Source organism: Pseudomonas umsongensis (genome assembly GCF_002236105.1).
Classification (GTDB): domain Bacteria; phylum Pseudomonadota; class Gammaproteobacteria; order Pseudomonadales; family Pseudomonadaceae; genus Aquipseudomonas; species Aquipseudomonas umsongensis.
In genome coordinates this window covers 329,251-355,548 of record NZ_NIWU01000004.1, presented here as the reverse complement: position 1 = coordinate 355,548, position 26,298 = coordinate 329,251, and the positions used below count along the sequence as shown (strand labels likewise).

At 60.6% G+C, this 26,298-nt stretch carries 21 protein-coding genes and 1 pseudogene; 19 read left to right on the top strand and 3 right to left on the bottom strand.

Features of this window, described 5'->3' with window-relative positions:
- Positions 1–12: 12 nt before the first annotated feature.
- The 4 genes from PSUM_RS21335 to PSUM_RS21320 all read left to right on the top strand — a co-directional run bounded on the left by PSUM_RS21335 (position 13) and on the right by PSUM_RS21320 (position 6,482).
- Complete coding sequence (locus PSUM_RS21335) at positions 13–3,216, top strand: DUF2339 domain-containing protein (RefSeq protein WP_083350014.1); 3,204 nt, start codon at positions 13–15, stop codon at positions 3,214–3,216.
- The gene (locus PSUM_RS21330; RefSeq protein ID WP_083350015.1) at positions 3,213–4,592 is read left to right on the top strand and encodes a DUF3999 domain-containing protein; all 1,380 of its coding nucleotides are present in this window, start codon (positions 3,213–3,215) and stop codon (positions 4,590–4,592) included. Before PSUM_RS21335 ends, PSUM_RS21330 begins: the two co-directional genes overlap by 4 nt.
- A 273-nt stretch (positions 4,593–4,865) precedes the next feature.
- Positions 4,866–5,876, top strand: a complete 1,011-nt coding sequence (locus PSUM_RS21325) for a class 1 fructose-bisphosphatase (protein ID WP_020797435.1) — start codon at positions 4,866–4,868, stop codon at positions 5,874–5,876.
- Positions 5,877–5,879: 3 nt separating this feature from the next.
- Positions 5,880–6,482, top strand: coding sequence for a DUF924 family protein (locus PSUM_RS21320; RefSeq protein ID WP_083350016.1), 603 nt, complete (start codon positions 5,880–5,882; stop codon positions 6,480–6,482).
- Positions 6,483–6,615: 133 nt separating this feature from the next.
- Here the strand turns inward: PSUM_RS21320 and PSUM_RS32685 are convergent, their stop codons facing one another.
- Together PSUM_RS32685 and PSUM_RS32680 are read right to left on the bottom strand one after the other, a co-directional pair.
- The gene (locus PSUM_RS32685; RefSeq protein ID WP_370628229.1) at positions 6,616–7,380 is read right to left on the bottom strand and encodes a methyl-accepting chemotaxis protein; all 765 of its coding nucleotides are present in this window, start codon (positions 7,378–7,380) and stop codon (positions 6,616–6,618) included.
- A 93-nt stretch (positions 7,381–7,473) separates the two neighbouring features.
- Positions 7,474–8,496: pseudogene (locus PSUM_RS32680) on the bottom strand (HAMP domain-containing protein); the annotation flags it as partial.
- A 292-nt stretch (positions 8,497–8,788) separates the two neighbouring features.
- On the opposite strand from PSUM_RS32680, the gene PSUM_RS21310 reads away from it, so the two are divergent.
- Positions 8,789–9,043, top strand: coding sequence for a hypothetical protein (locus tag PSUM_RS21310; protein ID WP_020797438.1), 255 nt, complete (start codon positions 8,789–8,791; stop codon positions 9,041–9,043).
- Positions 9,044–9,074: 31 nt separating this feature from the next.
- Positions 9,075–9,644, top strand: a complete 570-nt coding sequence (locus tag PSUM_RS21305; RefSeq protein WP_020797439.1) for a lipocalin family protein — start codon at positions 9,075–9,077, stop codon at positions 9,642–9,644.
- A 120-nt stretch (positions 9,645–9,764) separates the two neighbouring features.
- Here the strand turns inward: PSUM_RS21305 and PSUM_RS21300 are convergent, their stop codons facing one another.
- Positions 9,765–11,129 carry a formimidoylglutamate deiminase gene (locus PSUM_RS21300; protein WP_083350017.1) on the bottom strand — a complete coding sequence of 455 codons (1,365 nt, stop codon included), beginning with the start codon at positions 11,127–11,129 and terminating at the stop codon, positions 9,765–9,767.
- A 146-nt stretch (positions 11,130–11,275) separates the two neighbouring features.
- Between PSUM_RS21300 and hutC the strand changes: the two genes are divergently transcribed.
- The 13 genes from hutC (at position 11,276) to dtd (ending at position 26,150) form a co-directional block, all read left to right on the top strand.
- On the top strand, positions 11,276–11,986 hold the full coding sequence (gene hutC, locus PSUM_RS21295; protein WP_162135916.1) for a histidine utilization transcriptional repressor HutC: 711 nt from the start codon (positions 11,276–11,278) through the stop codon (positions 11,984–11,986).
- Positions 11,983–12,552, top strand: a complete 570-nt coding sequence (locus PSUM_RS21290) for a HutD/Ves family protein (protein ID WP_020797441.1) — start codon at positions 11,983–11,985, stop codon at positions 12,550–12,552. The genes hutC and PSUM_RS21290 overlap by 4 nt, the downstream gene beginning before the upstream one ends.
- A 445-nt stretch (positions 12,553–12,997) precedes the next feature.
- Positions 12,998–14,680, top strand: coding sequence for a urocanate hydratase (hutU, locus tag PSUM_RS21285; protein ID WP_083350018.1), 1,683 nt, complete (start codon positions 12,998–13,000; stop codon positions 14,678–14,680).
- Positions 14,681–14,849: 169 nt separating this feature from the next.
- On the top strand, positions 14,850–16,322 hold the full coding sequence (locus tag PSUM_RS21280) for a purine-cytosine permease family protein (protein ID WP_020798507.1): 1,473 nt from the start codon (positions 14,850–14,852) through the stop codon (positions 16,320–16,322).
- Between the two features lie 69 nt (positions 16,323–16,391).
- Positions 16,392–17,360 (top strand): ABC transporter substrate-binding protein, encoded by a 969-nt coding sequence (locus tag PSUM_RS21275; protein ID WP_020798508.1) that lies wholly within the window; start codon positions 16,392–16,394, stop codon positions 17,358–17,360.
- Positions 17,361–17,430: 70 nt separating this feature from the next.
- Positions 17,431–18,282, top strand: coding sequence for an ABC transporter permease (locus PSUM_RS21270; protein WP_008058061.1), 852 nt, complete (start codon positions 17,431–17,433; stop codon positions 18,280–18,282).
- Complete coding sequence (locus PSUM_RS21265; RefSeq protein WP_020798509.1) at positions 18,279–19,109, top strand: quaternary amine ABC transporter ATP-binding protein; 831 nt, start codon at positions 18,279–18,281, stop codon at positions 19,107–19,109. Before PSUM_RS21270 ends, PSUM_RS21265 begins: the two co-directional genes overlap by 4 nt.
- Before the next feature lie 157 nt (positions 19,110–19,266).
- Positions 19,267–20,790 carry a histidine ammonia-lyase gene (hutH, locus tag PSUM_RS21260; RefSeq protein ID WP_033042749.1) on the top strand — a complete coding sequence of 508 codons (1,524 nt, stop codon included), beginning with the start codon at positions 19,267–19,269 and terminating at the stop codon, positions 20,788–20,790.
- Between the two features lie 118 nt (positions 20,791–20,908).
- Positions 20,909–22,441: a histidine ammonia-lyase gene (hutH, locus tag PSUM_RS21255; RefSeq protein WP_020798511.1), complete on the top strand. Its 1,533-nt coding sequence runs from the start codon at positions 20,909–20,911 to the stop codon at positions 22,439–22,441.
- Between the two features lie 62 nt (positions 22,442–22,503).
- Entirely contained in the window at positions 22,504–23,709 is a 1,206-nt protein-coding gene (gene hutI / locus PSUM_RS21250) for an imidazolonepropionase (protein ID WP_020798512.1), read from the top strand.
- Positions 23,710–23,719: 10 nt separating this feature from the next.
- Positions 23,720–24,523: an N-formylglutamate deformylase gene (gene hutG, locus PSUM_RS21245; protein WP_083350019.1), complete on the top strand. Its 804-nt coding sequence runs from the start codon at positions 23,720–23,722 to the stop codon at positions 24,521–24,523.
- Between the two features lie 221 nt (positions 24,524–24,744).
- The gene (gene pip, locus PSUM_RS21240; RefSeq protein WP_020798515.1) at positions 24,745–25,716 is read left to right on the top strand and encodes a prolyl aminopeptidase; all 972 of its coding nucleotides are present in this window, start codon (positions 24,745–24,747) and stop codon (positions 25,714–25,716) included.
- A complete protein-coding gene (dtd, locus tag PSUM_RS21235; protein WP_020798516.1) occupies positions 25,713–26,150 on the top strand; it encodes a D-aminoacyl-tRNA deacylase in 438 nt (145 codons plus the stop codon). Before pip ends, dtd begins: the two co-directional genes overlap by 4 nt.
- Positions 26,151–26,298 lie beyond the last annotated feature (148 nt).

Genomic DNA, 26,298 nt, shown 5'->3' with positions numbered 1-26,298 from the left:
GGGATATCGACCATGCAATGGATGTTCATGCTTGTGGGCCTGGTGCTGGGCTGGATACTCGACGAGTCGTTCAGCGATGCGTTGCTGGGCGCGTTACTCGGGTTGGGTATCGGGCAGGCCGTTCACATTGGCAGGCTGGGATCGCAGGCCATTGAGCAGCGTCGCCTGCTCGAACAGGCGCAACTTGCACTGCGCGCGGTCGAGCAACGCTTGGCTTTGCTTGAGGGGCCCGGGATCAAGGTGCCTGAAGCCAGCGCTGCCGCTCCAGTTGCTGACATCGCGGTCACTCAGGCCCCCGTCGAAACCCCTGAGCTGATCTGGGAACTGCCGCCCGATCTGGAGACGGCCACCGCTGCGGCTACCCAGTCCAGCCATACACAGCCCTTCGATGCATGGAAACCCGCGCCAGCCGACCGCGAACGCGCCAATCCCCCCGAACCAAGCCTCGTCGAGCGCGCCATCAACGCGGCGCGTGGGTGGTTATTGGGTGGCAACACCGTGCTGCGGGTCGGTGTGATGCTGTTGTTCCTCGGTCTGGCTTTCCTGCTGCGCTACGCCACCGAGGGCATGGTGGTGCCGATCGAATTGCGCTATGCCGGTGTCGCGGCGGTAGCAATGGGCCTGCTGGGCCTGGGCTGGTGGCTGCGAACGCGTAACAGTGCTTACGCCTTGATGCTGCAAGGCGCCGCCATTGCCGTACTGTACCTGACGGTGTTTGCCGCGATGCGCCTGCATCCGTTGCTCGATCCCACAGCGGCATTTGGCCTGTTGGTGGCGGTGACGGTGTTTTCGGCGATCCTGGCCATTACGCAGGACGCACTGGGCCTGGCCGCCGCCGCCGCGCTGGGCGGATTTGCCGCGCCTCTGCTGGCTTCCACGGGGGCTGGCAGTCACGTCGCGTTGTTCAGTTACTTCGCCTTGCTCAACGCCGGCATCCTCGTTATCGCCTGGTTCAAGGCCTGGCGCTTGCTCAACGTGATCGGCTTCACCGGCACCTTCGGTATCGGGTTCGCCTGGGGTTTGCGCTCCTATACGCCAGAGTTGCTGTGGAGCACCGAGCCGTTCCTGATTCTTTTCTTCGTGATGTACCTGGCCATTGGCTTGTTGTTCGCCCGACGTAAATTGCTGCATTTGGGGGACTCGCCTGAGGATGACAACCGTGAGGCGCTGTTGCGCTGGTCTGCGCGCAAGGGTGATTACGTCGACGGCACACTGCTGTTCGGTCCGCCTCTGGTTGGCTTTGGATTGCAGTTCGCCGTGGTTCAGCATCTGGAGTTCGCTGCCGCGTTCAGCGCCCTGGCGCTCGGCATGATCTACGTGGGCTTGGCTCGGATGCTGATGGGACGAGCATTGCTGTTGGGGGAAACCTGCCTGGCGCTGGGCGTTATTTTCGCCAGCCTGGCGATTCCCTTGGGGCTGGATGCGCGGTGGACGAGTGGCGCCTGGGCGGTGGAAGGCGCGGGGATTTTCTGGCTGGGCCTGCGTCAGCAGCGCTCGCTCGCTCGTGCATTTGCCTTGTTGTTGCAAGCGGGCGCGGCGCTGGTGTTTCTCAGTGAATTGCGCAGCGGTGAGAATAGCCTGCTTGATGGCACGCCGCTGGGAGCGTTGTTGCTCGGCGGCGCACTGCTGTTCAGTTTCCATCAGTTGCACAAGGCCTTGCCTGGGCAGGTGTCGTCCTGGGAGCGTCATGTCTTGCCGGTTCTGGCCGCTCTCGGCCTGGCATTTGTCTACTTGCTGGCGCCGATGTTCTTTTTCGCCCATGGCACGTCAATCAGTTGGGCAATGGCCGGGCTGCTGACTTTGTTCGTCGGTCTGCACCTGCGCTCGGCTACATTCCTGCTGAGCGCGTTTGTCGTTCAGCTGCTGGGCGCCGTGCTGTTCCTGGTGGCTGAACCTCTGGTCAGCGAAGGCGTGCGGCCGTTGGCTCATGCTGGCTTCTGGTCACCGCTGTTGCTGGGCCTGGTCGCATTGATCGGGGCGTGGCGTTTGCAAGTCGGCTTTGCTGTCACGGTGATCGATGGTGTGAACCTGCAGCGTTTGTCGCGGGTGTTGCTGGCGTGGGGAGCAGGGTGGTGGGCGCTGGCCTGGGTCAGTGAAGTGCTGCTGTTTGCACCGTTGCCCCTGCAGGCGACATTGCTGCTGGCAGCCGCGGCAACCAGTGTGGCGCTGTGGGCCATGTTGGCGCTGCGCCTGGCGTGGCCCGCGCTGGGCGTGCTCTGCACCTTGCTGATCCCGGCTGCCGGCCTGGTGTTGCTCGCCGCTTGGCATCCGCGCTTTCATCCGGCCGCCAACGCCGGCTGGCTGCTGTGGGCCGTGGTGTTCATCGTGCATTTCCTGTCCTTGCGACGCTTGGCGCCGATCCTGCCGAGCGCTGCCCTGAGCAGCGCTCACGTACTCGGTTGTTGGTTGCTGATCGGTGTGCTGGCCCTGGAGCTGCGTTATGGCTTGCTGCTGTTGTCCGAGCACTACAACGCCTGGCGCTGGCTGGGCTGGGCGCTGCTGCCGAGCTTGTACCTGGTGCTGATGGCGGCACCGCGTGCCTGGCCCTGGCCGGTGTCGGTCTACGCTCGCGAATACCGTGTGTATGCCGCCGCGCCTTTGGCATTGTTGATGCTGGGCTGGTTCTGGCTGGCCAATACGGTCAGTGATGGCAAGGCTGATCCCTTGCCCTATTTACCGCTGGTCAACCCGCTGGAATTGGGCCTGCTGTTTGCGTTGTTCGGTGTCTACGCGTGGTCCCGCAGTGAGGCAGCGCAACAGGTGATTCCCGGGAGCTACAGCGCTGCTGTGGCGGCCGCTGTGCAAGCGATCGTCGGCGCTTCGCTGTTCACGTTCTTCACTGCCCTGGTGATGCGCACGGCTCACCATTGGGGCGGCGTACCGTTCGAGCTGCCCGCCTTGCTCGAGTCGATGCGGGTCCAGGCCGGCCTGTCCATCGTCTGGACCTTGATGGCGCTGGGTTTGATGATTGGTGGCCATTTGCGTCATCGGCGTGAAGTCTGGTTGATCGGTGCGGCCCTGATTGGCGTGGTGGTAGCGAAACTGTTCTTCGTCGAATTGAGCAACCGTGGCGGGTTGGCGCGGATCGTGTCGTTTATCGGCGTGGGCGTGCTGCTGCTGGTAGTGGGCTATTTCGCCCCGTTGCCACCCAGGCGCGTCGAAACTGCCGGGGCCCCCGAAAAGCCGGCGCCGCAAACCGAAGGAGTGTCGTCTTGAGTCAAAAGCTGAACCGGGCCTGGTTGGGTATCTTTGCAATGGGCATGGCACTCTCTGTCTCTTTCCAGGAAACGTGGGCCCAGGAATCACCGGCGGACTTTGCCACGCATGTGCCGTTGTCCGTGAGCGGTGAAGGTCCGTGGTATCGCGTTGAGCTGCCCCTGGCTGTGCAACTGAGCGCACGCCAGACCGACCTCAGTGATGTGCGCGTATTCAACGCCGCTGGCGAACCGCAAGCCTATGCCCTGTCACGGGCAAACGCACAAGCTGACGACAACCCTACGTTGACTGACGTCAAATGGTTCCCGCTTTATGACTCGGCGGATGCCACCGGGCATGCCCCGAGCGTTCGCGTGCAAGCGAGCGCCAATGGCACCCTGGTCCAGGTGCAGCCTTCCACTGAGTTGGAGGTGGGGGAGGAAGCGTTACGTGGCTGGCTACTGGATGCCAGCGCGATCAAGGCGCCGCTGCAGCAGTTGATCCTCGACTGGACCAGTGAGCGTGATGGCTTCCAGCGGTTCAGCATCGAGGCCAGCGACGATTTGCAGCATTGGCAGTCTTGGGGCGAGGGGCAACTGGCGCGGCTGACGTTTGCCGATGAGCGGGTCGAGCAGCATGAGGTCAGCCTGCCGGGGCAGTCTGCACGCTATCTGCGCTTGCTGTGGGACTCGCCGCAATCGGCGCCGATACTGACATCGGCGCAGTTGCAAAGCGTGCGTAGCTTACCGCTGCCGTTGACCTGGTCCCACGCGTTGGACGGCAATAGCGTGAAGGCAGGTGAATACACCTGGCAATTACCGAGGGGGCTGAACGTCGAGCGAGTGCAGGTTGAATTGAGTCAACCTAACAGCCTGGCGCCGGTCATCCTGTCTGGACGGCGCGACAGCAGCTTGCCGTGGCAACCGTTGAGCAGTGGCTTGCTCTATCGCCTGACCCAGAATGGCGAGGACGTGGTGCAGAACGAGTTGCAGTTGCCGGGGCAAGCCATACAACAGTTGAAACTGACCGTGGACGAGCGCGGTGGTGGCCTGGGCGCACAGGCGCCAACCGTGAAGTTTGCCGTGCGGGCCACGCAACTGGTGTTTCTGGCGCGCGGGTCAGAGCCCTATACGCTGGTACTGGGCAATGCGACGGTTAAGGCGGCGAACTTGCCATTGTCGACGCTGATTCCGGATTACAGCCCGGCTAAGCTGGCGACGTTGGGTCAGGCGTCGGTTGATGGTGGGGTGGTGACGACGCCGGCTGTTTCGACACTGCCGGCGGCGGTGGGCACCGACTGGAAGAAGTTTGGCCTGTGGGCGGTGTTGCTGCTTGGGGTTTTGTTTCTGGCGGCGATGGCATTCAGCCTGCTGCGCAAGCCGCCCGCCAACCCCTGAGAATGGCTGGCGCTACGCACCATTCGCGAGCAGCCTCGCTCCCACAAGTTATGCGTTTCATGTGGGAGCGAGCCTGCTCGCGAAGGCGGTCGATCAGTCAATAAAAATGCTGATTTGACCGCTACTTTCCTGCTCACATCCAGACCATTTCCTACTACGCTGAACCCCGCGCATGAACTCTCTTCAGCCGATCACGTCTGATAGGAGGAAATGCGCCCCGACTCGCGTTAAACTGCGCGGGTTTTTAGTCCCCCCATTCCTCCGGAGCCTTCCATGTCCCGCGTTACCTTGAGTCGCTATTTGATTGAGCAGACCCGCAGCAACAACACTCCTGCCGATCTGCGCTTCCTGATCGAAGTGGTGGCGCGTGCCTGCAAGGAGATCAACCACGCCGTGTCCAAGGGCGCCCTGGGTGGCGTTCTGGGCAGCATGGGCACTGAAAACGTCCAGGGCGAAGTGCAGAAGAAGCTCGACGTGATCTCCAACGAGATCCTGCTGGAAGCCAACGAATGGGGCGGTCACCTGGCTGGCATGGCGTCCGAAGAAATGGACAACGCCTACCAGATCCCGGGCAAATACCCGAAAGGCGCCTACCTGTTGGTGTTCGACCCGCTGGACGGTTCGTCGAACATCGACATCAATGCCCCGGTCGGCACTATCTTCTCGGTACTGCGTTGTCCGAACGAATACCTGAGCCAGAACGAGCCCTTGAATGAAAAGGCTTTCCTGCAGCCAGGCACCCAGCAAGTGGCCGCCGGTTACGCGATCTATGGTCCTCAGACCATGTTGATCCTGACCCTGGGCGACGGCGTGAAAGGTTTCACCCTGGATCGTGAAATGGGCAGCTTCGTACTGACCCACGAAAACATCACCATTCCTGAAGCGACCCAGGAATTTGCCATCAACGCGTCCAACCAGCGTCACTGGGAAGCACCGGTACAGCGCTACGTTGGCGAGTTGCTGGCAGGCGATGAAGGCCCGTTGAAAAAGAACTACAACATGCGTTGGGTCGCGGCCATGGTCGCCGACGTGCATCGCATCCTGACCCGTGGTGGCTTGTTCATGTACCCGCGCGACAACCGCGAGCCGTCCAAGCCAGGCAAATTGCGCCTGATGTACGAAGCCAACCCGATGTCGTTCCTGGTGGAGCAGGCGGGCGGCGCGTCCACCGATGGTCACCAACGTATTCTCGACATCCAGCCTGAAGGTCTGCACCAGCGCGTAGCGGTGTTCCTCGGTTCGAAAGAAGAAGTTGCACGCGTTACGGCGTACCACAAGGAATAAACCATGAACGCGCCCTGGCAGCCGTTGCTCGATTGGTGGTTCGGTACAGCCGAAGAAGCCAGGGCAATCGCGGCTGACAAGGGCAAGTTGTGGTTCGGCAAGCGTGACAGCCAGGACCTCGAGGCGCGAGAGCGTTTCGGGGACCAGGTCGAGCAGGCACTGGCCGGCGGATTGACCAAGTGGATGCAATGTCCCGAAGGTTGGCTGGCACTGGTGCTGTTGCTTGATCAACTCCCCCGCATGATCTTTCGCGACACCCCCAAAGCCTTTTCCGGTGATCTACGGGCCCAGAAACTGGTCGCCCAAGGCATTGCTGCGGATTTTGACCGGCAGTTATCACCGATTCAGCGAGTGTTCATCCTGCTGGTATTCGAGCACAGCGAGAACCTTGCGGTGCAGAACGAAGGCGTTTCGCGTCATATCGAACTGGTTGCGCAACAGCCGGAGAGTGATCGGGCATTGTTTGCCGATTATCTGGATTTTGCCGAGCGGCATCAGAAGGTGATTGCGCAGTTTGGACGGTTTCCGCATCGCAATTCGGTGTTGGGGCGCGAGTCTACGGCTGAGGAATTGGAGTTTCTGTCGAAACCCGGTTCAAGGTTCTAGTTTTTCGCTGTTGCTGATATCGCCTTCGCTGGCAAGCCAGCTCCCACAGTGTTTTGTGGTGTAACACAAATAGTGTGGACACCAGGATACCTGTGGGAGCGGGCTTGCCCGCGATGAGGCCGGTGAGATCGCCTTAGATTCTGAAACTACCCACCAACTGCTTCAACCGCGCCGCCTGCTGTTCAAGATCAGCACATGCACGCAAGGTCGACTGCAGGTTCTCCACGCCTTCCTGGTTCAGCGTGTTGATCTCGGTGATGTCGACGTTGATCGATTCCACCACGGCTGTCTGTTCTTCCGTTGCGGTCGCAACGGATTGGTTCATTCCATCGATTTCGCCGATGCGCTGGGTCACGCTGCCCAGGCGCTCGCCGGCCTGGTTGGCGATACCGACGCTGCTTTCGCTCTGACGCTGGCTGTCGGTCATGATGGTGACCGCTTCCCGGGCGCCGACTTGCAGTTCCTCGATCATCTTCTGCACTTGCTGCGCCGAGTCCTGTGTGCGGTGGGCGAGGTTGCGCACTTCGTCGGCGACCACCGCAAAACCACGTCCGGCTTCACCGGCGCGAGCGGCTTCAATCGCCGCGTTGAGCGCCAGCAGGTTGGTCTGCTGGGAGATGCTGGTGATCACCTCCAGAATCTGCCCGATGTTGACGGTGTTGCTGTTTAGCGTCTCGATGTTGCCGCACGAGTCGCTGATCTTTGCCGACAGCTGGTGCATCGCCGAGATGGTCTTATCCACCACCTGCTGGCCCTCTTCGGCCAGCGCGCGGGCATCGCTCGAGTGCTGTGAGGCGAGGGCGGCGTTCTGGGCGATTTCCTGGGCGGCGGCGCCGAGCTGATTGATCGCGGCGGCGACACTGCTGGTGCGGGAGGCTTGCTGGTCGGAGTTGAACATCGACGAATTGGACGCGGCGACAACGCGCAGCGCCACTTCGTTGACTTGGCCCGTGGCCGAGGACACTTCGCTGATCGAGGTGTGGATGCGTTCAACGAAACGGTTGAATGACAGCCCCAGTGCACCGAACTCGTCATGGCCGTGGATGGTCAGGCGTTTGGTCAGGTCACCTTCGCCCTCGGCGATGTCGTGCATGGCACGGCCCATGGTCAGCAAGGGCTGCATCAGGAAACTGATCAACATGCCCAGCAACGTGATGATGATCACCACTGCAATCACCATGGCAATGATCGCCGAGGTGCGGAATTCGCTCAGCATCGAGAACGCGGTGTCCTGGTCCAGCACCAGTGCCACGTACCAGTCTGCAGACGGCACCCCGTTGACATGGGTGAAGGAGATGAACTGGCTTTTGCCGTCGATCTCGACTTCTTTCATGCCCGGGCTGACCGTCGGCGCACCGTTAGGGTAAGCGTCGGTGAGGTTCTTGAGTACCCATTTGCTGTCCGGGTGAATCAGGATCTTGCCGTCGGCACCCACGATGAAGGCATGGCCGTGGCCGCCGAAGTTCAGCGAGTTGATGATCGCACTGACGCTCGACAGGTCGATGTCGGCGCCGGCAACGCCAATCATCTGGCCCTGGCGCTGAACCGGGGTTGCCACCGTGATCACCAGCTTGCCGGAAGAGGCGGCGATGTACGGTTCGGTGACGATGGTCTGTTGCGCGCTGTTCGCAGCCTTGTACCAGCCGCGGGTGCGCGGGTCGTAATCCGGCGCGCGATTGCCCGCCGGGACCGAGAACATCACGCCATCGGCGCCACCGAAGTAACTCAACTGAAAGTTGCCGGTGTAGGCGGGCAGGTCGATGATTCGTTTCAGGCTGGCGGGGGCGTTACCGTCGGCACTGACCTGCTGGGCCATTGATTGCAGCAATTGCATGCGGCTTTCCAGCCAGGTCTGGATATTGCTGGTGGTCAGGCTGCCAAGTTCCTGCATCGAGGCTTCGGTGCTGCTGCGCAAGGTCTGGCGCTGGCGATAGTCGTTGAACAGGATGAAACAAGCGAATGCGACGGCCACCACGAGGGCGGCAGCCAACAAGATCTTGTGGCTGAATTTCATGTTTCTGGTCATTGGATGAGCTACCGCAGGAGATCGGGTCTACAAAAGGGGAAGCAAATGCCACGGGCGTGGCTTAGCGTTGCTTGTATGTCGACAGAACGGCGCCAAAGATTAGACGCTTTATGCAAAAACCGATGAAATACCCGGACGGCGGGACGAAGTTCCTAATTTTTGTGAAAAGACAGACGAGCGGCCTGATAAATAGCCCGTCGGGCAGGGAACCAGATAGGGCTTTTCTCTTCTAAGGTTCAGCTTGGCAGTCATGCCAATACCCTCGTCCGTGGAGTTTCACATGTCGCTGCGATCCATCGCCCTGCTATCGTTTTGCGTGTTGTTGGCTGCGTGCAGCAAGGTCAATCAGGAAAACTACTCAAAGCTGTCGTCAGGAATGGCCAAGGCCGAGGTCGAGACCCTCTTGGGCAAACCTACCGATTGCTCAGGCGCGCTTGGAATGTCCAGTTGCACATGGGGCGACCAGAAGAGCTTTATCAGCGTGCAGTTCGCCGGTGACAAAGTGTTGATGTTTTCCGGCCAAGGCCTGAAGTAAACCGGGGTCACGTGCCCGCGGGAGAAAAACAATGAAGCGGTTATTGATCATGCTTTTTGCCGGCCTGGTGTTGGCCGGCTGTGCCAGTTCTGGCCAGGACCCGTTGGCGCCCAAAACCGCCAACAGTGTCAATCTCAAGCGCTATCAAGGTACCTGGTACGAGTTGGCGCGACTGCCGATGTATTTCCAGCGCGACTGTGCGCAGTCCGAAGCCCACTACACACTCAAGCCTGACGGTAACGTCGCGGTGTTGAATCGCTGCTTGACCCCGCAGTGGGAATGGGAAGAGGTCAGGGGCACGGCTTATCCACAGGTGCCAGGCAAGACCGACAAATTGTGGGTTGAATTCGATACCTGGTTTTCAAGGTTGATACCGGGTGTGGCGAAGGGCGAATACTGGGTGTTGTACGTCAGCGATGACTACAAGACTGCCATCGTTGGCGATCCTAGCCGCCGTTACCTGTGGTTGTTAGCGCGCACCCCGACCGTCAACGGTGTGGTGCGTGAAGAGTTGCTGAGCAAGGCGCGTCAGCAGGGTTACGACACCACGCGGCTGATCTGGCGAGCGTCGGATACGCAGATGGCCAAGACCTCCAACTGACGGTTAGCGCATAATCATTGTGGGAGCGAGCCTGCTCGCGAAGAGGGCGTGTCAGTTGACAGAGCTGTTGACTGAGACGCCGCTTTCGCGAGCAGGCTCGCTCCCACAGTTGTTTTGGGGTCAGCCCAGGAGTTCGCGCAGGACTTGAGTGAAGGCGCGGCTGCTTTCCTCTTCCCCGGCATGACGCCCGTCACGCACGACCCACTGGCCATTGACCAGCACATCACGCACCTGACGATCTCCACCGGCAAACAACCAGCGATTCAGGATTCCATCGCCGCTCGCAGTGGCCAGGTATGGATCACTGCCGTCCAGTACCAGCCAGTCCGCACGCTTGCCAACCTCCAATGCACCTATCGGTTGCCCCAACGCCTGCGCACCGCCGTCCAGTGCAGCATCAAATAGCGTGCGGCCGACCATCGGCTGATCCGCGCCATACAAGCGATTGCGCCGTTGATCACGCAGGCGTTGCCCGTATTCCAGCCAACGCAGTTCTTCCACAACGCTCAACGACACATGGCTATCGGAACCAATGCCCATGCGCCCGCCCTGGGCAAGAAAATCCACCGCCGGGAATATCCCGTCGCCCAAGTTGGCTTCGGTGGTCAGGCACAAGCCGGCAATGGCCCGGCTCTTGGCCATCAGCGTGACTTCTTCCGGGTTGGCGTGGGTGGCGTGGACCAGGCACCAGCGTTGATCGACTTCGGTATTTTCATACAGCCATTGCAGTGGACGACGACCGCTCCAGCTCAAGCAGTCGTCCACTTCCTTTTGCTGTTCGGCAATGTGAATGTGCACCGGGCATTGCTTGTCGCTGGCCGCCAGCACTTCGCTTATCTGCTGCGGTGTGACCGCACGCAATGAGTGGAAACACAAACCCAGGGACTGTGCGGGTTGTTGCGCCAGTATCGGCTGCAGTCGCGATTGCAGCTTGAGGTAGTTCTCGGTGCTGTTGATAAAGCGACGCTGACCGTCGTTTGGCGTCTGGCCACCGAAACCTGAGTGGCTGTAGAGCACTGGCAGCAGGGTCAGGCCGATACCGGCGGCGCTGGCGGCCTGGCTGATGCGCAGCGCCAGTTCGGCGGGATCCGCGTAAGGCTGGCCGTGGGTGTCGTGGTGCACGTAATGAAATTCGGCCACCGAGGTGTAGCCGGTCTTGAGCATTTCGATGTACAGCTGGCGGGCAATGACGCCGAGTTGTTCCGGGCTGATTTTTCCGACGAGGCGATACATCAGGTCGCGCCAGGTCCAGAAACTGTCATTCGGGTTGCCTGCCACTTCCGCCAGCCCGGCCATGGCCCGCTGGAAGGCGTGGGAGTGCAGGTTCGGCATGCCTGGCAGCAGCGGACCGCTCAACCGTTCGGCGTCATCTGCATGGGAATCGGCCTGGATATGGGTCAGGACGCCATCGGCGCTGACCTCAAGACGTACATTGTTGGCCCATCCGTTAGGCAGCAGCGCGCGTTCGGCAAAGAAGGCGGACATGGTTCAGCACCCCATCGTGTGTTATTTGTATATACATATACAGACGTTTGCCTGCCCGGTAAACTCCGGCAAGCTAGCGATATCAATCAAACGACCAAGGATTAACCGTGCCGACTCCGCCTCCAGTCTCTCCGTTGGCCGCGAACATGGGCGACAGTCCGGCGCCCTTGTACGCCCGCGTCAAACAGATGATCACCCAGCAAATCGACAGCGGTAACTGGCCGCCGCATTACCGCGTTCCGTCGGAAAGCGAGTTGGTCAGCCAGCTGGGTTTCAGCCGCATGACCATCAACCGCGCGTTGCGCGAAATGACCGCCGACGGTCTGTTGGTGCGCATGCAGGGTGTCGGCACGTTCGTCGCCGAGCCAAAAAGCCAGTCCGCGCTGTTTGAAGTGCACAACATTGCCGACGAAATCGCCTCCCGTGGCCATCGCCACACCTGCAAGGTGATCACTCTTGAAGAAGAGGCTGCAGGCTCCGAACGTGCCCTGGCGCTGGACATGCGTGAAGGGCAGAAAGTGTTCCACTCGTTGATCGTGCATTTCGAAAACGATATCCCGGTGCAAATCGAAGACCGTTTCGTCAACGCACTGGTGGCGCCTGACTACCTCAAGCAGGACTTCACCTTGCAAACGCCGTACGCCTATCTGAACCAGGTCGCGCCGCTGACCGAAGGCGAACACGTGGTCGAGGCGATTCTGGCCGAGCCGTCCGAATGCAAGTTGCTGCAGATTGAAAAAGGCGAGCCGTGCCTGCTGATCCGTCGCCGCACCTGGTCCGGCCGTCAGCCGGTGACCGCCGCCCGCTTGATCCACCCCGGTTCCCGTCATCGTCTGGAAGGACGCTTTCATAAATGAGCAGTTTGAAAGTTTTACGCGCCAAAGATTACCCGCGCATGCCGTGGAAAAACGGCGGCGGCAGCACCGAAGAGATCACCCGTGATGCCGGGACTGGCCTGGACGGTTTCGGCTGGCGCCTGTCGATTGCCGACATTGGCGAGTCGGGCGGGTTTTCCACCTTCGCCGGCTATGAGCGAATCATCACCGTGTTGCAGGGCGATGGCATGACCCTGTCGGTCGACGGTCAGGTCACGCGGCCATTGTTACCGATCGATCCATTTGCCTTCAGCGGCGAGAGCCAGGTGTCGTGCACCTTGCTGGGTGGGCCGATCCGCGATTTCAACCTGATATACGCGCCGCAACGTTACAGCGCACGGCTGCAATGGCTGAGCGGTGAGCAACGGTTTTTCAGTGAGGCGGGGATTGTGCTGGTGTTCAGCGTCAGCGATGCGCTTGAGGTGAAGGTCGGTAACGCTGCTTCGCAACTCGGTCGTCATGATTGCCTGCAACTCATCGGTAACACCGGCCTGCTGGAAGTCTCCAGTAATGGTGCCTGCTGCGTGATCGAGCTCACCGCACGCTGATTCAAAATCCTTAAAAGATCGCAGCCTTCGGCAGCTCCTACATTGAATGGTGTAAACCCTGTAGGAGCTGCCGAAGGCTGCGATCTTTTGCTTTCCAGCGTTCCCGAACGCGCACCACTTTGTTACCGAACGCCCCAGCGTGGCGCAAAACCACGTTCAAGTAACAACGCCACCCCTCTTCAAAAAATCCCCTCGAAAATTTTCATCTACGCCGCAGCCCTTGATCCAGGCGCTCTCCAGCCATTTCAGAATTTTTCTTGAATGCTCATCCAACAAGTTGGCCGCTTGATTGCATATGCTTGTATGTACAAGTAAAGACGTATGCGTATGAGTCGGTCGAGACTCCCCGCAACGTCCACTGATTCGCTTGTGGCGCGTTGACGCGCACAGGCTGGCTTACCCACCGCCAGGGTTGGTTTGGATTGATCGCTGAGGAGTCTTTTTCGTGACTGACAATAAAACTACCAAGTTTCGTGACGTTGAAATCCGCGCTGCCCGCGGTAACAAGCTGACCGCCAAGAGCTGGCTGACCGAAGCGCCGCTGCGCATGCTGATGAACAACCTCGATCCGGAAGTCGCCGAGAACCCCAAGGAACTGGTGGTGTACGGTGGTATCGGTCGTGCGGCACGTAACTGGGAGTGCTACGACAAGATCGTCGAGAGCCTGACCAACCTGAATGACGACGAGACCCTGCTGGTGCAATCCGGCAAGCCGGTCGGCGTGTTCAAGACCCACGCCAACGCCCCGCGCGTCCTGATCGCCAACTCCAACCTGGTACCGCACTGGGCGAGCTGGGAGCACTTCAACGAACTCGACGCCAAAGGCCTGGCCATGTATGGCCAGATGACCGCCGGCAGCTGGATCTACATCGGCAGCCAGGGCATCGTCCAGGGCACCTACGAAACCTTCGTCGAAGCCGGTCGCCAACACTACAACGATGATCTTAAAGGCAAGTGGGTACTGACCGCCGGACTGGGCGGCATGGGTGGTGCGCAGCCTCTGGCTGCCACCTTGGCCGGTGCATGCTCGCTGAACATCGAATGCCAGCAGGTCAGCATCGATTTTCGCCTGAAAAGCCGTTACGTCGACGAGCAAGCCAAAGACCTCGACGACGCTCTGGCGCGCATCGCCAAATACACCAAGGAAGGCAAGGCGATCTCCATCGCCCTGTTGGGTAACGCCGCTGAAATCCTGCCGGAACTGGTCAAGCGCGGCGTGCGCCCGGACATGGTCACCGACCAGACCAGCGCCCACGACCCGCTCAACGGTTACCTGCCAGCTGGCTGGACCTGGGACGAGTATCGCGCCCGCGCCAAGACCGAACCGGCTGCGGTGATCAAGGCCGCCAAGCAATCGATGGCCGTGCACGTCAAGGCGATGCTCGCCTTCCAAAAACAAGGCATCCCGACCTTCGACTACGGCAACAACATCCGTCAGATGGCCCAGGAAGAAGGCGTGGAAAACGCATTCGACTTCCCGGGTTTCGTACCGGCCTACATCCGTCCGCTGTTCTGCCGTGGCATCGGCCCGTTCCGTTGGGCTGCGCTGTCGGGCAACGCTGAAGACATCTATAAGACCGACGCCAAGGTAAAAGAGCTGATTCCGGACGACGCCCACCTGCACAACTGGCTGGACATGGCGCGCGAGCGCATCAGCTTCCAGGGCCTGCCGGCACGTATCTGCTGGGTTGGCCTGGGCCTGCGCGCCAAGCTGGGCCTGGCGTTCAACGAAATGGTGCGTAGCGGTGAGCTGTCGGCGCCCATCGTGATCGGTCGCGACCACCTGGATTCCGGTTCTGTTGCCAGCCCGAACCGCGAAACCGAATCGATGCAGGACGGTTCCGATGCCGTGTCCGACTGGCCACTGCTCAACGCCCTGCTCAACACCGCAAGCGGCGCGACCTGGGTTTCCCTGCACCACGGCGGCGGCGTCGGCATGGGCTTCTCCCAGCACTCGGGCATGGTGATTGTCTGCGACGGCACCGATGAAGCGGCCGAGCGTATCGCCCGCGTCCTGCACAACGACCCGGCGACGGGCGTCATGCGCCACGCCGATGCCGGTTACCAGATCGCGATCGACTGCGCGAAGGAGCAGGGGCTGAACCTGCCGATGATCACCGGTAAATAAAAATGCGGGCCGCCTGTAATGGGTGGCCCGACGCATAACCTGTAGGAGCTGCCGCAGACTGCGATCTTTTGGCGTCATCAGTGACGCCGAAGATCAAAAGATCGCAGCCTGCGGCAGCTCCTACATAGAACAAAAACGACATCGACAAACAATCCACAGAGGTTGAATCATGGCTGTCAGCAGCGAGCGTGCAGGCAACAAACCGTTGATCGAGAAACGTTCGATCGACTACATCCCGGAAGCGGAAAGACACGGTCGTCTGTTTAGCCAGTTCACCCTGTGGATGGGTGCCAACCTGCAAATCACCGCGATTGTCACCGGGGCCCTGGCCGTGGTGCTGGGTGGTGACGTGTTCTGGTCGTTGATCGGTTTGCTGATCGGGCAAGTGCTCGGCGGCGGCGTAATGGCGTTGCATGCCGCGCAAGGCCCCAAGCTTGGCCTGCCGCAAATGATCTCCAGCCGCGTGCAGTTCGGCGTGTATGGTGCGGCGATCCCGATCGTGCTGGTGTGCCTGATGTACCTCGGTTTCACCGCAACAGGGACCGTGCTTTCCGGCCAGGCGCTGGGCCAGTTGTTTGGCGTCAGCGACAGCGTCGGGATCCTCATCTTCGCCAGTGTCATCGTGCTGGTCACGGTGCTCGGTTATCGGGTGATCCATTGGATCGGCCGTGTTGCCAGTGTCATTGGTGTGATTGCCTTTGTTTACCTGTTCAGCCGTCTGATGAGCCAGGTTGACGTTGGCGCACTGTTGCAGATCCGCCACTTCAGCTGGAGCAGTTTCTTGCTCGCGGTGTCGCTTGCGGCGTCCTGGCAAATCGCTTTCGGCCCTTACGTGGCCGACTATTCACGTTACCTGCCGAGCAAGACTTCCTCGGTGAAAACCTTTTTTGCCGCTGGCGCAGGTTCGGTGATTGGTGCACAGGTGGCGATGATCCTCGGCGTGTTCGCTGCCGCTTCGGCCAACGGGCAATTCGCCGGTCACGAAGTGGCCTACATCGTCGGCCTGGGCGGTACCGGTGCCACTGCTGCGCTGCTGTACTTCAGCATCGCGTTCGGCAAGGTCACCATTTCCACACTGAACTCATACGGCAGCTTCATGTGCATCGCGACCATCATCAGCGGTTTCCGTGGTGAGCTGAAAGTAACGCGCTTGCAGCGTCTGGTGTTCGTGCTGGGCATCGTCGGTGCTGCGACCCTGATGGCATTGCTCGGCCAGCACTCGTTCCTTGGTGCGTTCAAGTCCTTCATCCTGTTCCTGCTGGCGTTCTTCACGCCATGGAGCGCGATCAACCTGGTGGACTACTACTGCATCACCCGCGAGCGTTATGACGTGCCTGCGCTGGCCGATCCGAACGGTCGCTACGGTCGTTGGAACGCCCTTGGTATCAGCGTCTATGTTTTCGGTGTGCTGGTGCAGCTGCCGTTCATCGCCACCAAGTTCTATACCGGTCCGCTGGTGAATGCCCTCGGAGGGGTGGATATCTCCTGGATCATCGGTCTGGTGATCCCTGCAGCCCTGTACTACGTGTGTGCGAAAAAATGGCACGGCTCAGTGCCCGATCACCTGATCCTGCCGGTCGAGCAGGACAGCGTTGTAAAACCTATAACAAGCAGGGCCGGTCGTGCTGCGGCGCAGGCCTGATTGGACGTGGACAGGGCTGGATGCCTCTTGACTGCCGTAAGCCAATTCATGATTAGGAGCGTCATTACAATGAAATCGAACAAGACCCTGCTGACCACATTGCTTTCCATGGGCCTGCTCGCCAGTGCCGGCGCCACTCAGGCGGCGGGTTGGTGCGAGTCGGGCAAACCGGTGAAATTCGCCGGCCTGAACTGGGAAAGCGCCATGTTGCTGACCGACGTGATGCAAGTCGTGTTGGAAAAAGGCTACGACTGCAAGACCGACAGCCTGCCGGGCAACTCCATCACCATGGAAAACGCCCTGAGCAGCAACGATATCCAGGTGTTCGCCGAAGAGTGGGTCGGCCGCAGCGAGGTCTGGAACAAGGCAGAGAAGGCCGGCAAGGTCGTCGGTGTCGGCGCTCCCGTCGTCGGCGCGATCGAAGGCTGGTACGTGCCGCGCTACGTGATCGAAGGCGATGCCAAGCGCAAGCTGGAAGCCAAGGCCCCGGACCTGAAAAACATCGCTGACCTGGGCAAATACTCCGCCGTGTTCAAGGACGCTGAAGAGCCATCCAAAGGGCGTTTCTACAACTGCCCGGCCGGCTGGACCTGTGAGCTGGACAACAGCGAAATGCTCAAGAGCTACGGCCTGGAAAGCACCTACACCAACTTCCGCCCTGGCACCGGCCCGGCGCTGGATGCCGCCGTACTGTCTAGCTACAAGCGCGGCGAGCCGATCCTTTTCTACTACTGGTCGCCAACGCCGTTGATGGGCCAGGTCGACGTAGTGAAGCTCGAAGAGAAACCCGGTGTGAACAAGACCGTGACCATCAAGGTCGGCCTGTCCAAGACTTTCCACGACGAAGCACCGGAACTGGTGGCCGTGCTGGACAAGGTCAACATTCCGATCGACCTGCTGAACCAGAATCTGGGTCGCATGACCAAAGAGCGGATCGAGTCGCCAAAACTGGCCAAGATCTTCTTGAAGGAACATCCTGAAGTCTGGCACGCCTGGGTAAGTGAAGACGCAGCCAAGAAAATCGACGCGGCCTTGTAGGTTGGGCTTCTCCGGCGGTCGGTAACGGCTGTCGGATGCTTGATCGCAACCCCTTGATTGAGAGTCTCTTATGTTTCCCGAAAGCTTTACCTTTTCCATCGCCGACTGGGTCAACGGTTGGGTCGATTCGCTGGTCACCAACTACGGCGATGTGTTCCGCAGCATCTCCGACACTCTGTTGTGGGCCATCGTCAATCTTGAAGGGCTGCTGCGTGCGGCGCCCTGGTGGCTGATGCTGGCAATCGTGGCGGGCGTTGCCTGGCATGCCACCCGCAAAGTCGTGACCACCGCCGTGATCGTCGGCTTGCTGTTCCTGGTGGGCGCGGTTGGCCTCTGGGACAAGCTCATGCAGACCCTGGCGCTAATGATGGTGGCCACGGTCATTTCGGTGCTGATCGGCATCCCGTTGGGCATCCTCTCGGCGCGTAGCAATCGCCTGCGTTCGGTACTGATGCCGTTGCTGGACATCATGCAGACCATGCCGAGCTTCGTGTACCTGATCCCGGTGCTGATGCTGTTCGGCCTGGGCAAGGTTCCGGCGATTTTCGCGACCGTGATCTACGCCGCGCCACCGCTGATCCGTTTGACCGACCTGGGTATTCGCCAGGTTGACGGCGAGGTGATGGAAGCGATCAACGCCTTCGGTGCCAACCGTTGGCAGCAACTGTTCGGCGTGCAACTGCCGCTGGCCCTGCCTAGCATCATGGCCGGGATCAACCAGACCACCATGATGGCCCTGTCGATGGTGGTGATCGCCTCGATGATTGGTGCCCGTGGCTTGGGCGAAGACGTGTTGGTGGGGATTCAGACCCTCAACGTTGGACGCGGCCTGGAAGCCGGTCTGGCGATCGTGATTCTGGCAGTGGTGATCGACCGCATTACACAAGCGTACGGTCGCGCACGGCATGAGGTGAGCAAATGAACAACGCAACCGTGAGCAAGATTGAAGTCAAGAACGTCTTCAAGATTTTCGGCAACCGCGCCAAGGATGCCCTGGCGATGGTTGGCCAGGGTAAGACCAAGGATCAGGTGCTGGCCGAAACCGGCTGCGTGGTCGGGGTAAACGATTTGTCCCTGAGCATCGGCAGCGGCGAGATTTTCGTGATCATGGGCCTGTCGGGTTCCGGAAAATCCACCCTGGTACGTCACTTCAACCGCCTGATCGACCCGACCAGCGGCGCGATCCTGGTGGACGGTGTGGACATCCTGCAATACGACATGGAAGCCCTGCGCGAATTTCGCCGGCGCAAGATCAGCATGGTGTTCCAGAGCTTCGGCCTGCTGCCGCACAAGAGCGTGCTGGACAACGTCGCCTACGGCTTGAAAATCCGTGGCGAAAGCAAGCAGATGTGCGCCGAGCGCGCGCTGCACTGGATCAACACCGTGGGCCTCAAGGGCTACGAGAACAAATACCCGCACCAGCTCTCCGGCGGCATGCGTCAACGTGTGGGTTTGGCCCGTGCTTTGGCGGCGGACACCGACATCATCCTGATGGACGAAGCCTTCAGTGCCCTCGACCCGCTGATTCGCGCCGAGATGCAGGACCAGTTGCTGGAACTGCAGAAGACCCTGCACAAGACCATCGTCTTCATCACCCATGACCTCGACGAGGCTGTGCGCATCGGCAACCGCATCGCGATCCTCAAGGACGGCCGCCTGATCCAGGTCGGCACGCCGCGAGAGATCCTGCATTCGCCAGCGGATGAGTATGTCGACCGGTTCGTGCAGCGACGGGCGGCGGTGGTTTAAAGATGATCGTTCCCACGCTCTGCGTGGGAACGCATCCCGTGACGCTCTGCGTCACCCATGCGCAGGGCTCGAGCCTTACGTTGATTTCGGGACGCGGAGCGTCCCAGGCGGAATTCCCACGCAGAGCGTGGGAACGATCAGGATCAAGAGGTTGAAGATGTCCCAGGCTGAAAAAATCGTTATCGCCGATGCCCCGTTGCGTTGGCAGGATGTGGTTGCCGTAGCCCGCCATGGCGCACAGCTTGAGCTGTCGGAGCAGGCCTGGGCACGCATCGAAAATGCCCAGGCGATCGTCCAGCGCATCGTCACCAGCGGCGAACGCGCCTATGGCGTGAATACCGGGCTGGGCGCTTTGTGCAACGTCTCGCTCAAAGACGAACAACTCAGCCAACTGTCGCGCAATACCTTGCTCAGTCACGCCTGTGGCGTGGGTGCCCCACTGGCCGACGAGCAGACTCGCGCGATCATGTGCGCGGCGATCCGCAACTATTCCCACGGCAAATCCGGCATTCATCGCCGAGTGGTCGAAGCCTTGCTGGCGTTGCTCAATCGCGGCATCACTCCGCAAGTGCCGTCTCAGGGTTCGGTGGGCTACCTGACCCACATGGCCCACATCAGCATCGCCCTGCTGGGTGTCGGCAACGTCAGCTATCGCGGGCAAGTCGTGTCGGCGCAACAAGCGTTGGCCGAAGAGGGCCTGCAACCGGTTCAACTCGGCGCCAAGGACGGCCTGTGCCTGGTCAACGGTACGCCGTGCATGAGCGGCCTCAGTTGCCTGGCCATTGCCGACGCCACGCGCCTGCTGCAATGGGCCGATGTGATCAGCGCCATGAGCTTCGAGGCCCAGCGTGGCCAGATTGCAGCGTTCGATGCCGAGATCATCGCCCTCAAGCCGCATCCGGGCATGCAACAGGTCGGGATCAACTTGCGGGCGCTGCTCGATGGCAGTGAAGTGATTGCCCAAAGCAAAGGCATTCGTACGCAGGATGCATTGAGTATCCGCTCGATTCCGCAAGTGCACGGCGCCGCTCGCGATCAGCTTGAGCACGCGATCAAGCAAATCGAAACCGAACTCAATGGCTGCACGGATAACCCGTTGTTGCTGGGTACGCCGGACAACTTCCGCGTCATGTCCCAAGCCAATCCCCACGGCCAGTCCGTGGCAATGGCGGCAGACCTGCTGGCGATTGCCATGGCCGAAATCGGCTCCATCGCCGAGCGTCGCCTGGACCGTTTGATCAACCCGCACGTCAGCGGCCTACCGGCGTTCCTGGTGGCCAACCCGGGGGTGAACTCCGGGATGATGATCGTGCAGTACGTCGCTGCGTCGCTGTGTGCGGAAAATCGCCAACTGGCGCAACCGGCGGTGCTCGACAACTACGTCACCTCGGGCTTGCAGGAAGACCACCTGAGCATGGGCACCAACGCCGCATTGAAGCTGCACCGCGCGTTGGAAAACTGCACGCAGATTCTCGCCATCGAGTACTTGCTGGCGGCCCAGGCTTTCGAGTTCCTGAAAGAACAGCGTTTCGGGGCCGGCACCGATGCCGCGTGGCGCCTGCTGCGCGAACGCGTTCCGGCCTACGATCAGGACCGCTGGCTGGCGCCGGACATCGCCGCCGCTGCCGGCGTATTGAAAGACCCGGCTTTGTTGCAAAAGGCTTTACCGAATCTGAACTGATTTCCATACCAAACCAGCGTGCCAAGGCGCCAGCCCTTTCAAAAAGAGGGAAGCGACGGACAACGGATTAATCCGGAGCGTCTGGTAGTTAATAACAAACTCTCAAAAGGAGCATGAAATGACTGCGCTTAACTTGATTCCTGGCCAACTGAGCCTTGCCCAATTGCGTGATGTTTATCAGCAACCGGTCAAAATCACCCTCGACCACAGCGCCGCGGCCCAGATCGAAGCCAGCGTCGCCTGCGTGGAGCAGATCCTCGCCGAAAACCGCACCGCCTACGGTATCAACACCGGTTTCGGCCTGCTGGCCTCGACCCGCATTGCCAGCGAAGACCTGGAAAACCTGCAGCGCTCGCTGGTGCTGTCCCACGCTGCTGGTGTCGGCGAGCCGATTAGCGACGCGCTGGTGCGCCTGGTCATGGTGCTCAAGGTCAACAGCCTGAGCCGTGGTTTCTCCGGTATTCGTCGTGTAGTCATCGACGCGCTGATCGCCCTGATCAACGCCGAGGTGTATCCGCACATTCCGCTGAAAGGTTCGGTCGGAGCGTCCGGCGACCTGGCCCCGTTGGCGCACATGTCGCTGGTACTGCTGGGTGAAGGCAAGGCGCGCTACAAAGGCGAGTGGATGGAAGCGAGCGAAGCGCTGAAAGTCGCTGGCCTGACTCCGCTGACCCTGGCTGCGAAAGAAGGCCTGGCATTGCTCAATGGCACGCAAGTATCCACGGCTTTCGCCTTGCGCGGTCTGTTCGAAGGTGAGGACCTGTTCGCTGGAGCCCTGGCTCTGGGTGGCCTGACCGTTGAAGCGGTCCTGGGTTCGCGCTCGCCATTCGACGCACGCATTCACGCCGCCCGTGGCCAGAAAGGCCAGATCGATGCCGCTGCCGCCTACCGCGACCTGCTGGGCGAGCGCAGTGAAGTTTCTGATTCTCACCAGAACTGCGAAAAGGTCCAGGACCCGTACTCCCTGCGCTGCCAGCCGCAAGTCATGGGCGCCTGCCTGACCCAGTTCCGCCAGGCTGCCGAAGTGCTGGCGATCGAAGCCAACGCAGTATCCGACAACCCGCTGGTATTTGCCGCAGAAGGTGACGTGATTTCCGGCGGCAACTTCCACGCAGAACCGGTGGCCATGGCCGCTGACAACATGGCCTTGGCCATTGCTGAAATCGGTTCCCTGAGCGAGCGTCGCATTTCGTTGATGATGGACAAGCACATGTCGCAACTGCCGCCGTTCCTGGTGGCCAATGGCGGCGTCAATTCCGGCTTCATGATCGCCCAAGTGACCGCAGCGGCGCTGGCCAGCGAGAACAAGGCGCTGTCCCATCCGCATTCGGTGGACAGCCTGCCGACTTCCGCCAACCAGGAAGATCACGTGTCCATGGCTCCGGCCGCAGGCAAGCGTCTGTGGGAAATGGCCGAGAACACCCGTGGCATCCTGGCTGTGGAATGGCTGGCCGCCGCTCAGGGCCTGGACCTGCGCAATGGCCTGAAGACGTCGCCGAAGCTGGAAAAGGCTCGGGCCATCCTGCGTAAGGAAGTGCCGTTCTACGAGAAGGACCGCTTCTTTGCACCGGACATCAATGCGGCGACCGAGTTGTTGGCTTCGCGTTGCTTGAACGAGCTGGTTTCGGCGAAGTTGCTGCCTAGCCTCTAACCCGCCCCCAACCGATCGTTCCCACGCAGAGCGTGGGAACGATCAACCATCGGAGGATCCGAATGAAAACCCTCTGGCAACACTGCCACGTCGCAACCATGGCCCAGGGCGTCTACTCGATCATCGAGGATGCGGCCATCGTGACGTCCGATGCACATATAGAGTGGATCGGCCCGCGCCGTGAGCTGCCGTCCGGCGAGTACTCGGTGGTCAATGACTTGAACGGGGCCTGGGTCACGCCGGGCCTGATCGACTGCCATACCCACACGGTGTTCGGCGGTAACCGCAGCGGTGAATTCGAGCAGCGTCTGCAAGGCGTTAGCTACGCGCAAATCGCCGCCAGCGGCGGGGGTATCGCCAGCACCGTGCGTGCCACTCGCGCAGCCAGTGAAGATGAACTGTTCGCCAGCGCCGCCAAGCGCCTGAAAAGCCTGATGCGCGACGGTGTCACCAGCATCGAAATCAAATCCGGGTACGGCCTCGACCTGGCCAACGAACGCAAGATGCTGCGGGTCGCCCGTCGCCTCGGTGCCGAGCTGCCGGTCAGCGTACGCAGCACCTGCCTGGCGGCTCACGCCTTGCCGCCGGAGTACACCGATCGCGCCGACGATTACATCGATCACATCTGCAGCGAAATGCTCCCGGCCCTGGCCGCCGAAGGGCTGGTGGACGCGGTGGATGCCTTTTGCGAATACCTGGCGTTTTCCCCTGCCCAGGTTGAGCGCGTATTCGTCACTGCCCGGGAACTGGGCTTGCCGGTGAAGCTGCACGCCGAGCAGCTTTCTTCCCTGCACGGATCGAGCCTCGCGGCGCGTTACCACGCACTGTCGGCCGACCACCTGGAATTCATGACCGAAGACGACGCCATCGCCATGGCCAAGTCCGGCACAGTGGCCGTGTTACTGCCCGGCGCTTTCTACTTCCTGCGCGAGACCCAATTGCCACCGATGGAGGCCTTGCGCAAACACGGCGTGAAAATCGCCATCGCCAGCGACCTCAACCCCGGCACCTCGCCGGCGCTGTCGTTGCGCCTGATGTTGAACATGGCCTGCACCTGTTTCCGTATGACCCCGGAAGAGGCCCTGGCTGGCGCGACGATTCATGCCGCGACGGCATTGGGCATGGCCGCTACCCACGGTTCGCTGGAGGCGGGCAAGGTAGCCGATTTTGTTGCATGGCAAATCGATCGTCCGGCCGACCTGTGCTACTGGCTGGGCGGCGACCTGGAAAAACGCGTCGTGCGTCACGGCGTCGAGACGAGCGTTTAGGAGAACAGTTGTGGATAAGGTTCTGAACTTCAAACAAGGCCGCGTGCCGCTGCTGATCAGCATGCCCCACGCCGGTGTGCGCCTGACCCCTGCGGTCGAAGCTGGGTTGATCCCCGCCGCGAAAAGCCTGCCGGACACCGATTGGCACATCCCGCAGCTGTACGATTTCGCCGCCGAACTGGGTGCCAGTACCCTGGCCGCCGAATACTCGCGGTTTGTCATCGACCTGAACCGGCCATCCGACGACAAGCCTTTGTATGTCGGCGCCACCACCGGTCTGTACCCGGCAACGCTGTTCGATGGTATTGCGTTGTTCCATGAGGGAATGGAGCCTTCGAAAGAAGAGCGCGCGACCTATCTGGAGCAGATCTGGACGCCATACCACAGCACCTTGCACAACGAGCTGGCGCGACTGAAAGCCGAGTTCGGCTATGCACTGTTGTTTGATGCCCACTCGATTCGCTCGATCATCCCGCACCTGTTCGACGGCAAACTGCCGGATTTCAACCTCGGCACCTTCAACGGCGCCAGTTGCGATCCGCAGCTTGCAACTCAACTGGAAGCGATCTGCGCCCGCCACCCTGACTACAGCCATGTGCTGAACGGGCGCTTCAAGGGCGGGCACATCACCCGTCACTACGGCAATCCGGCGGAAAGCATTCATGCCGTGCAACTGGAGCTGGGCCAGTGCACCTATATGGAAGAGTTCGAACCGTTCCGTTATCGGCCGGACCTGGCCGGGCCGACGCAGGTGGTGTTGAAAGAATTGCTGCAAGGCCTGCTGGCCTGGGGCGAAAAGCATTACAACGCGTAACCTTGTGGGAGCGAGCCTGCTCGCGAATGCGGTGGGTCAGTCAACATGGATAGCGCCTGACACGCCCTCTTCGCGAGCAGGCTCGCTCCCACAGGTTTTCCGGCGGCAAATTTACAATCCAGCAAGTGCATGCTCATTGACGTAAATCGGGTTTATGATGCCCAACGGCAGAATAATAGAAGTCCCCCCAGGGATGACCTCGACCCCTTACGGAGTGCGCAATGCAGACTTTGTACCCGCAGATCAAACCCCACGCCCGGCACGATCTGGCCGTCGATGAAACCCACACGCTGTATGTCGACGAAAGCGGTTCACCGCAAGGTTTGCCGGTGGTGTTCATTCACGGCGGTCCCGGTGCCGGGTGTGATGCTGCGAGCCGATGCTACTTCGATCCAAACCTGTACCGCATCGTCACCTTCGACCAACGCGGTTGCGGTCGTTCCACCCCCCACGCCAGCCTCGAAAACAACACCACCTGGGACCTGGTCGCCGACCTTGAGCGAATCCGCGAGCACTTGGGCATCGACAAGTGGGTGCTGTTCGGCGGCTCCTGGGGTTCGACTTTGGCGCTGGCCTACGCACAAACCCATCCGGAACGTGTGCACGGGCTGATTCTGCGCGGGATTTTTCTCTGCCGCCCGCAGGAAATCGAATGGTTTTATCAGTCGGGTGCCAGCCGTCTGTTCCCCGATTACTGGCAGGACTACGTTGCGCCGATCCCGATGGACGAGCGCGGCGATTTGCTCAATGCTTTCCATAAACGACTCACCGGCAACGACCAGATCGCCCAGATGCACGCGGCCAAAGCCTGGTCCACGTGGGAAGGCCGGACCGCGACGCTGCGTCCGAACCCGCTGGTGGTCGATCGTTTCTCCGAGCCGCAGCGTGCGTTGTCGATCGCCCGCATCGAGTGCCACTACTTCACCAATAACGCCTTCCTCGAACCGAATCAGCTGATTCGCGACATGGGCAAGATCGCCCATTTGCCTGGCGTGATCGTCCATGGTCGCTATGACGTCATCTGTCCATTGGATAACGCCTGGGAGCTGCACCAGGCCTGGCCCAATAGCGAATTGCAAATAATCCGGGACGCGGGCCATGCCGCCGCTGAGCCGGGGATTACCGATGCATTGGTACGCGCTGCCGACCGAATGGCCCGGCGCTTGCTCGACCTGTCGCCTGAAGAAGCATGAAGGGCTTGCTGCAACGCGTGCGCGGCGCGCGGGTCGAGGTAGCGGGGCAGGTGGTCGGCGCAATCGACCAGGGTTTGCTGGTGCTGGTAGCCGTCGAGCCCGACGACACGCGGGCCAGCGCCGACAAACTTCTCAATAAGCTGCTTAACTATCGTGTGTTCAGCGACGCTGAGGGCAAGATGAACCTGTCCCTGGCGGATGTGGGTGGCGGGTTGTTGCTGGTCTCGCAGTTCACCCTGGCCGCCGACACCAAGAGCGGGCTGCGACCGAGTTTCTCGACCGCGGCCCCCCCGGCCTTGGGCGAGGAGCTTTTCGGCTATCTATTAAGCAAAGCGAAACAGGTGCATGGCACTGTGGCATCAGGTAGATTCGGCGCGGATATGCAGGTGCACCTGGTCAATGATGGCCCGGTTACCTTTCTGTTACAGACCTGAAAGCGCTTGAAACATCTTTTTAAGCGCTTTTCGGTCGAAAACAGGCGTTTATCCCGATAAATACTTTGTTACCCCTGATGCGTTGTAACGCGGCCTACTAGATAATCGCGCGCTACGGGGATCAGCGTTCGTTGGTCCATTTTGACTT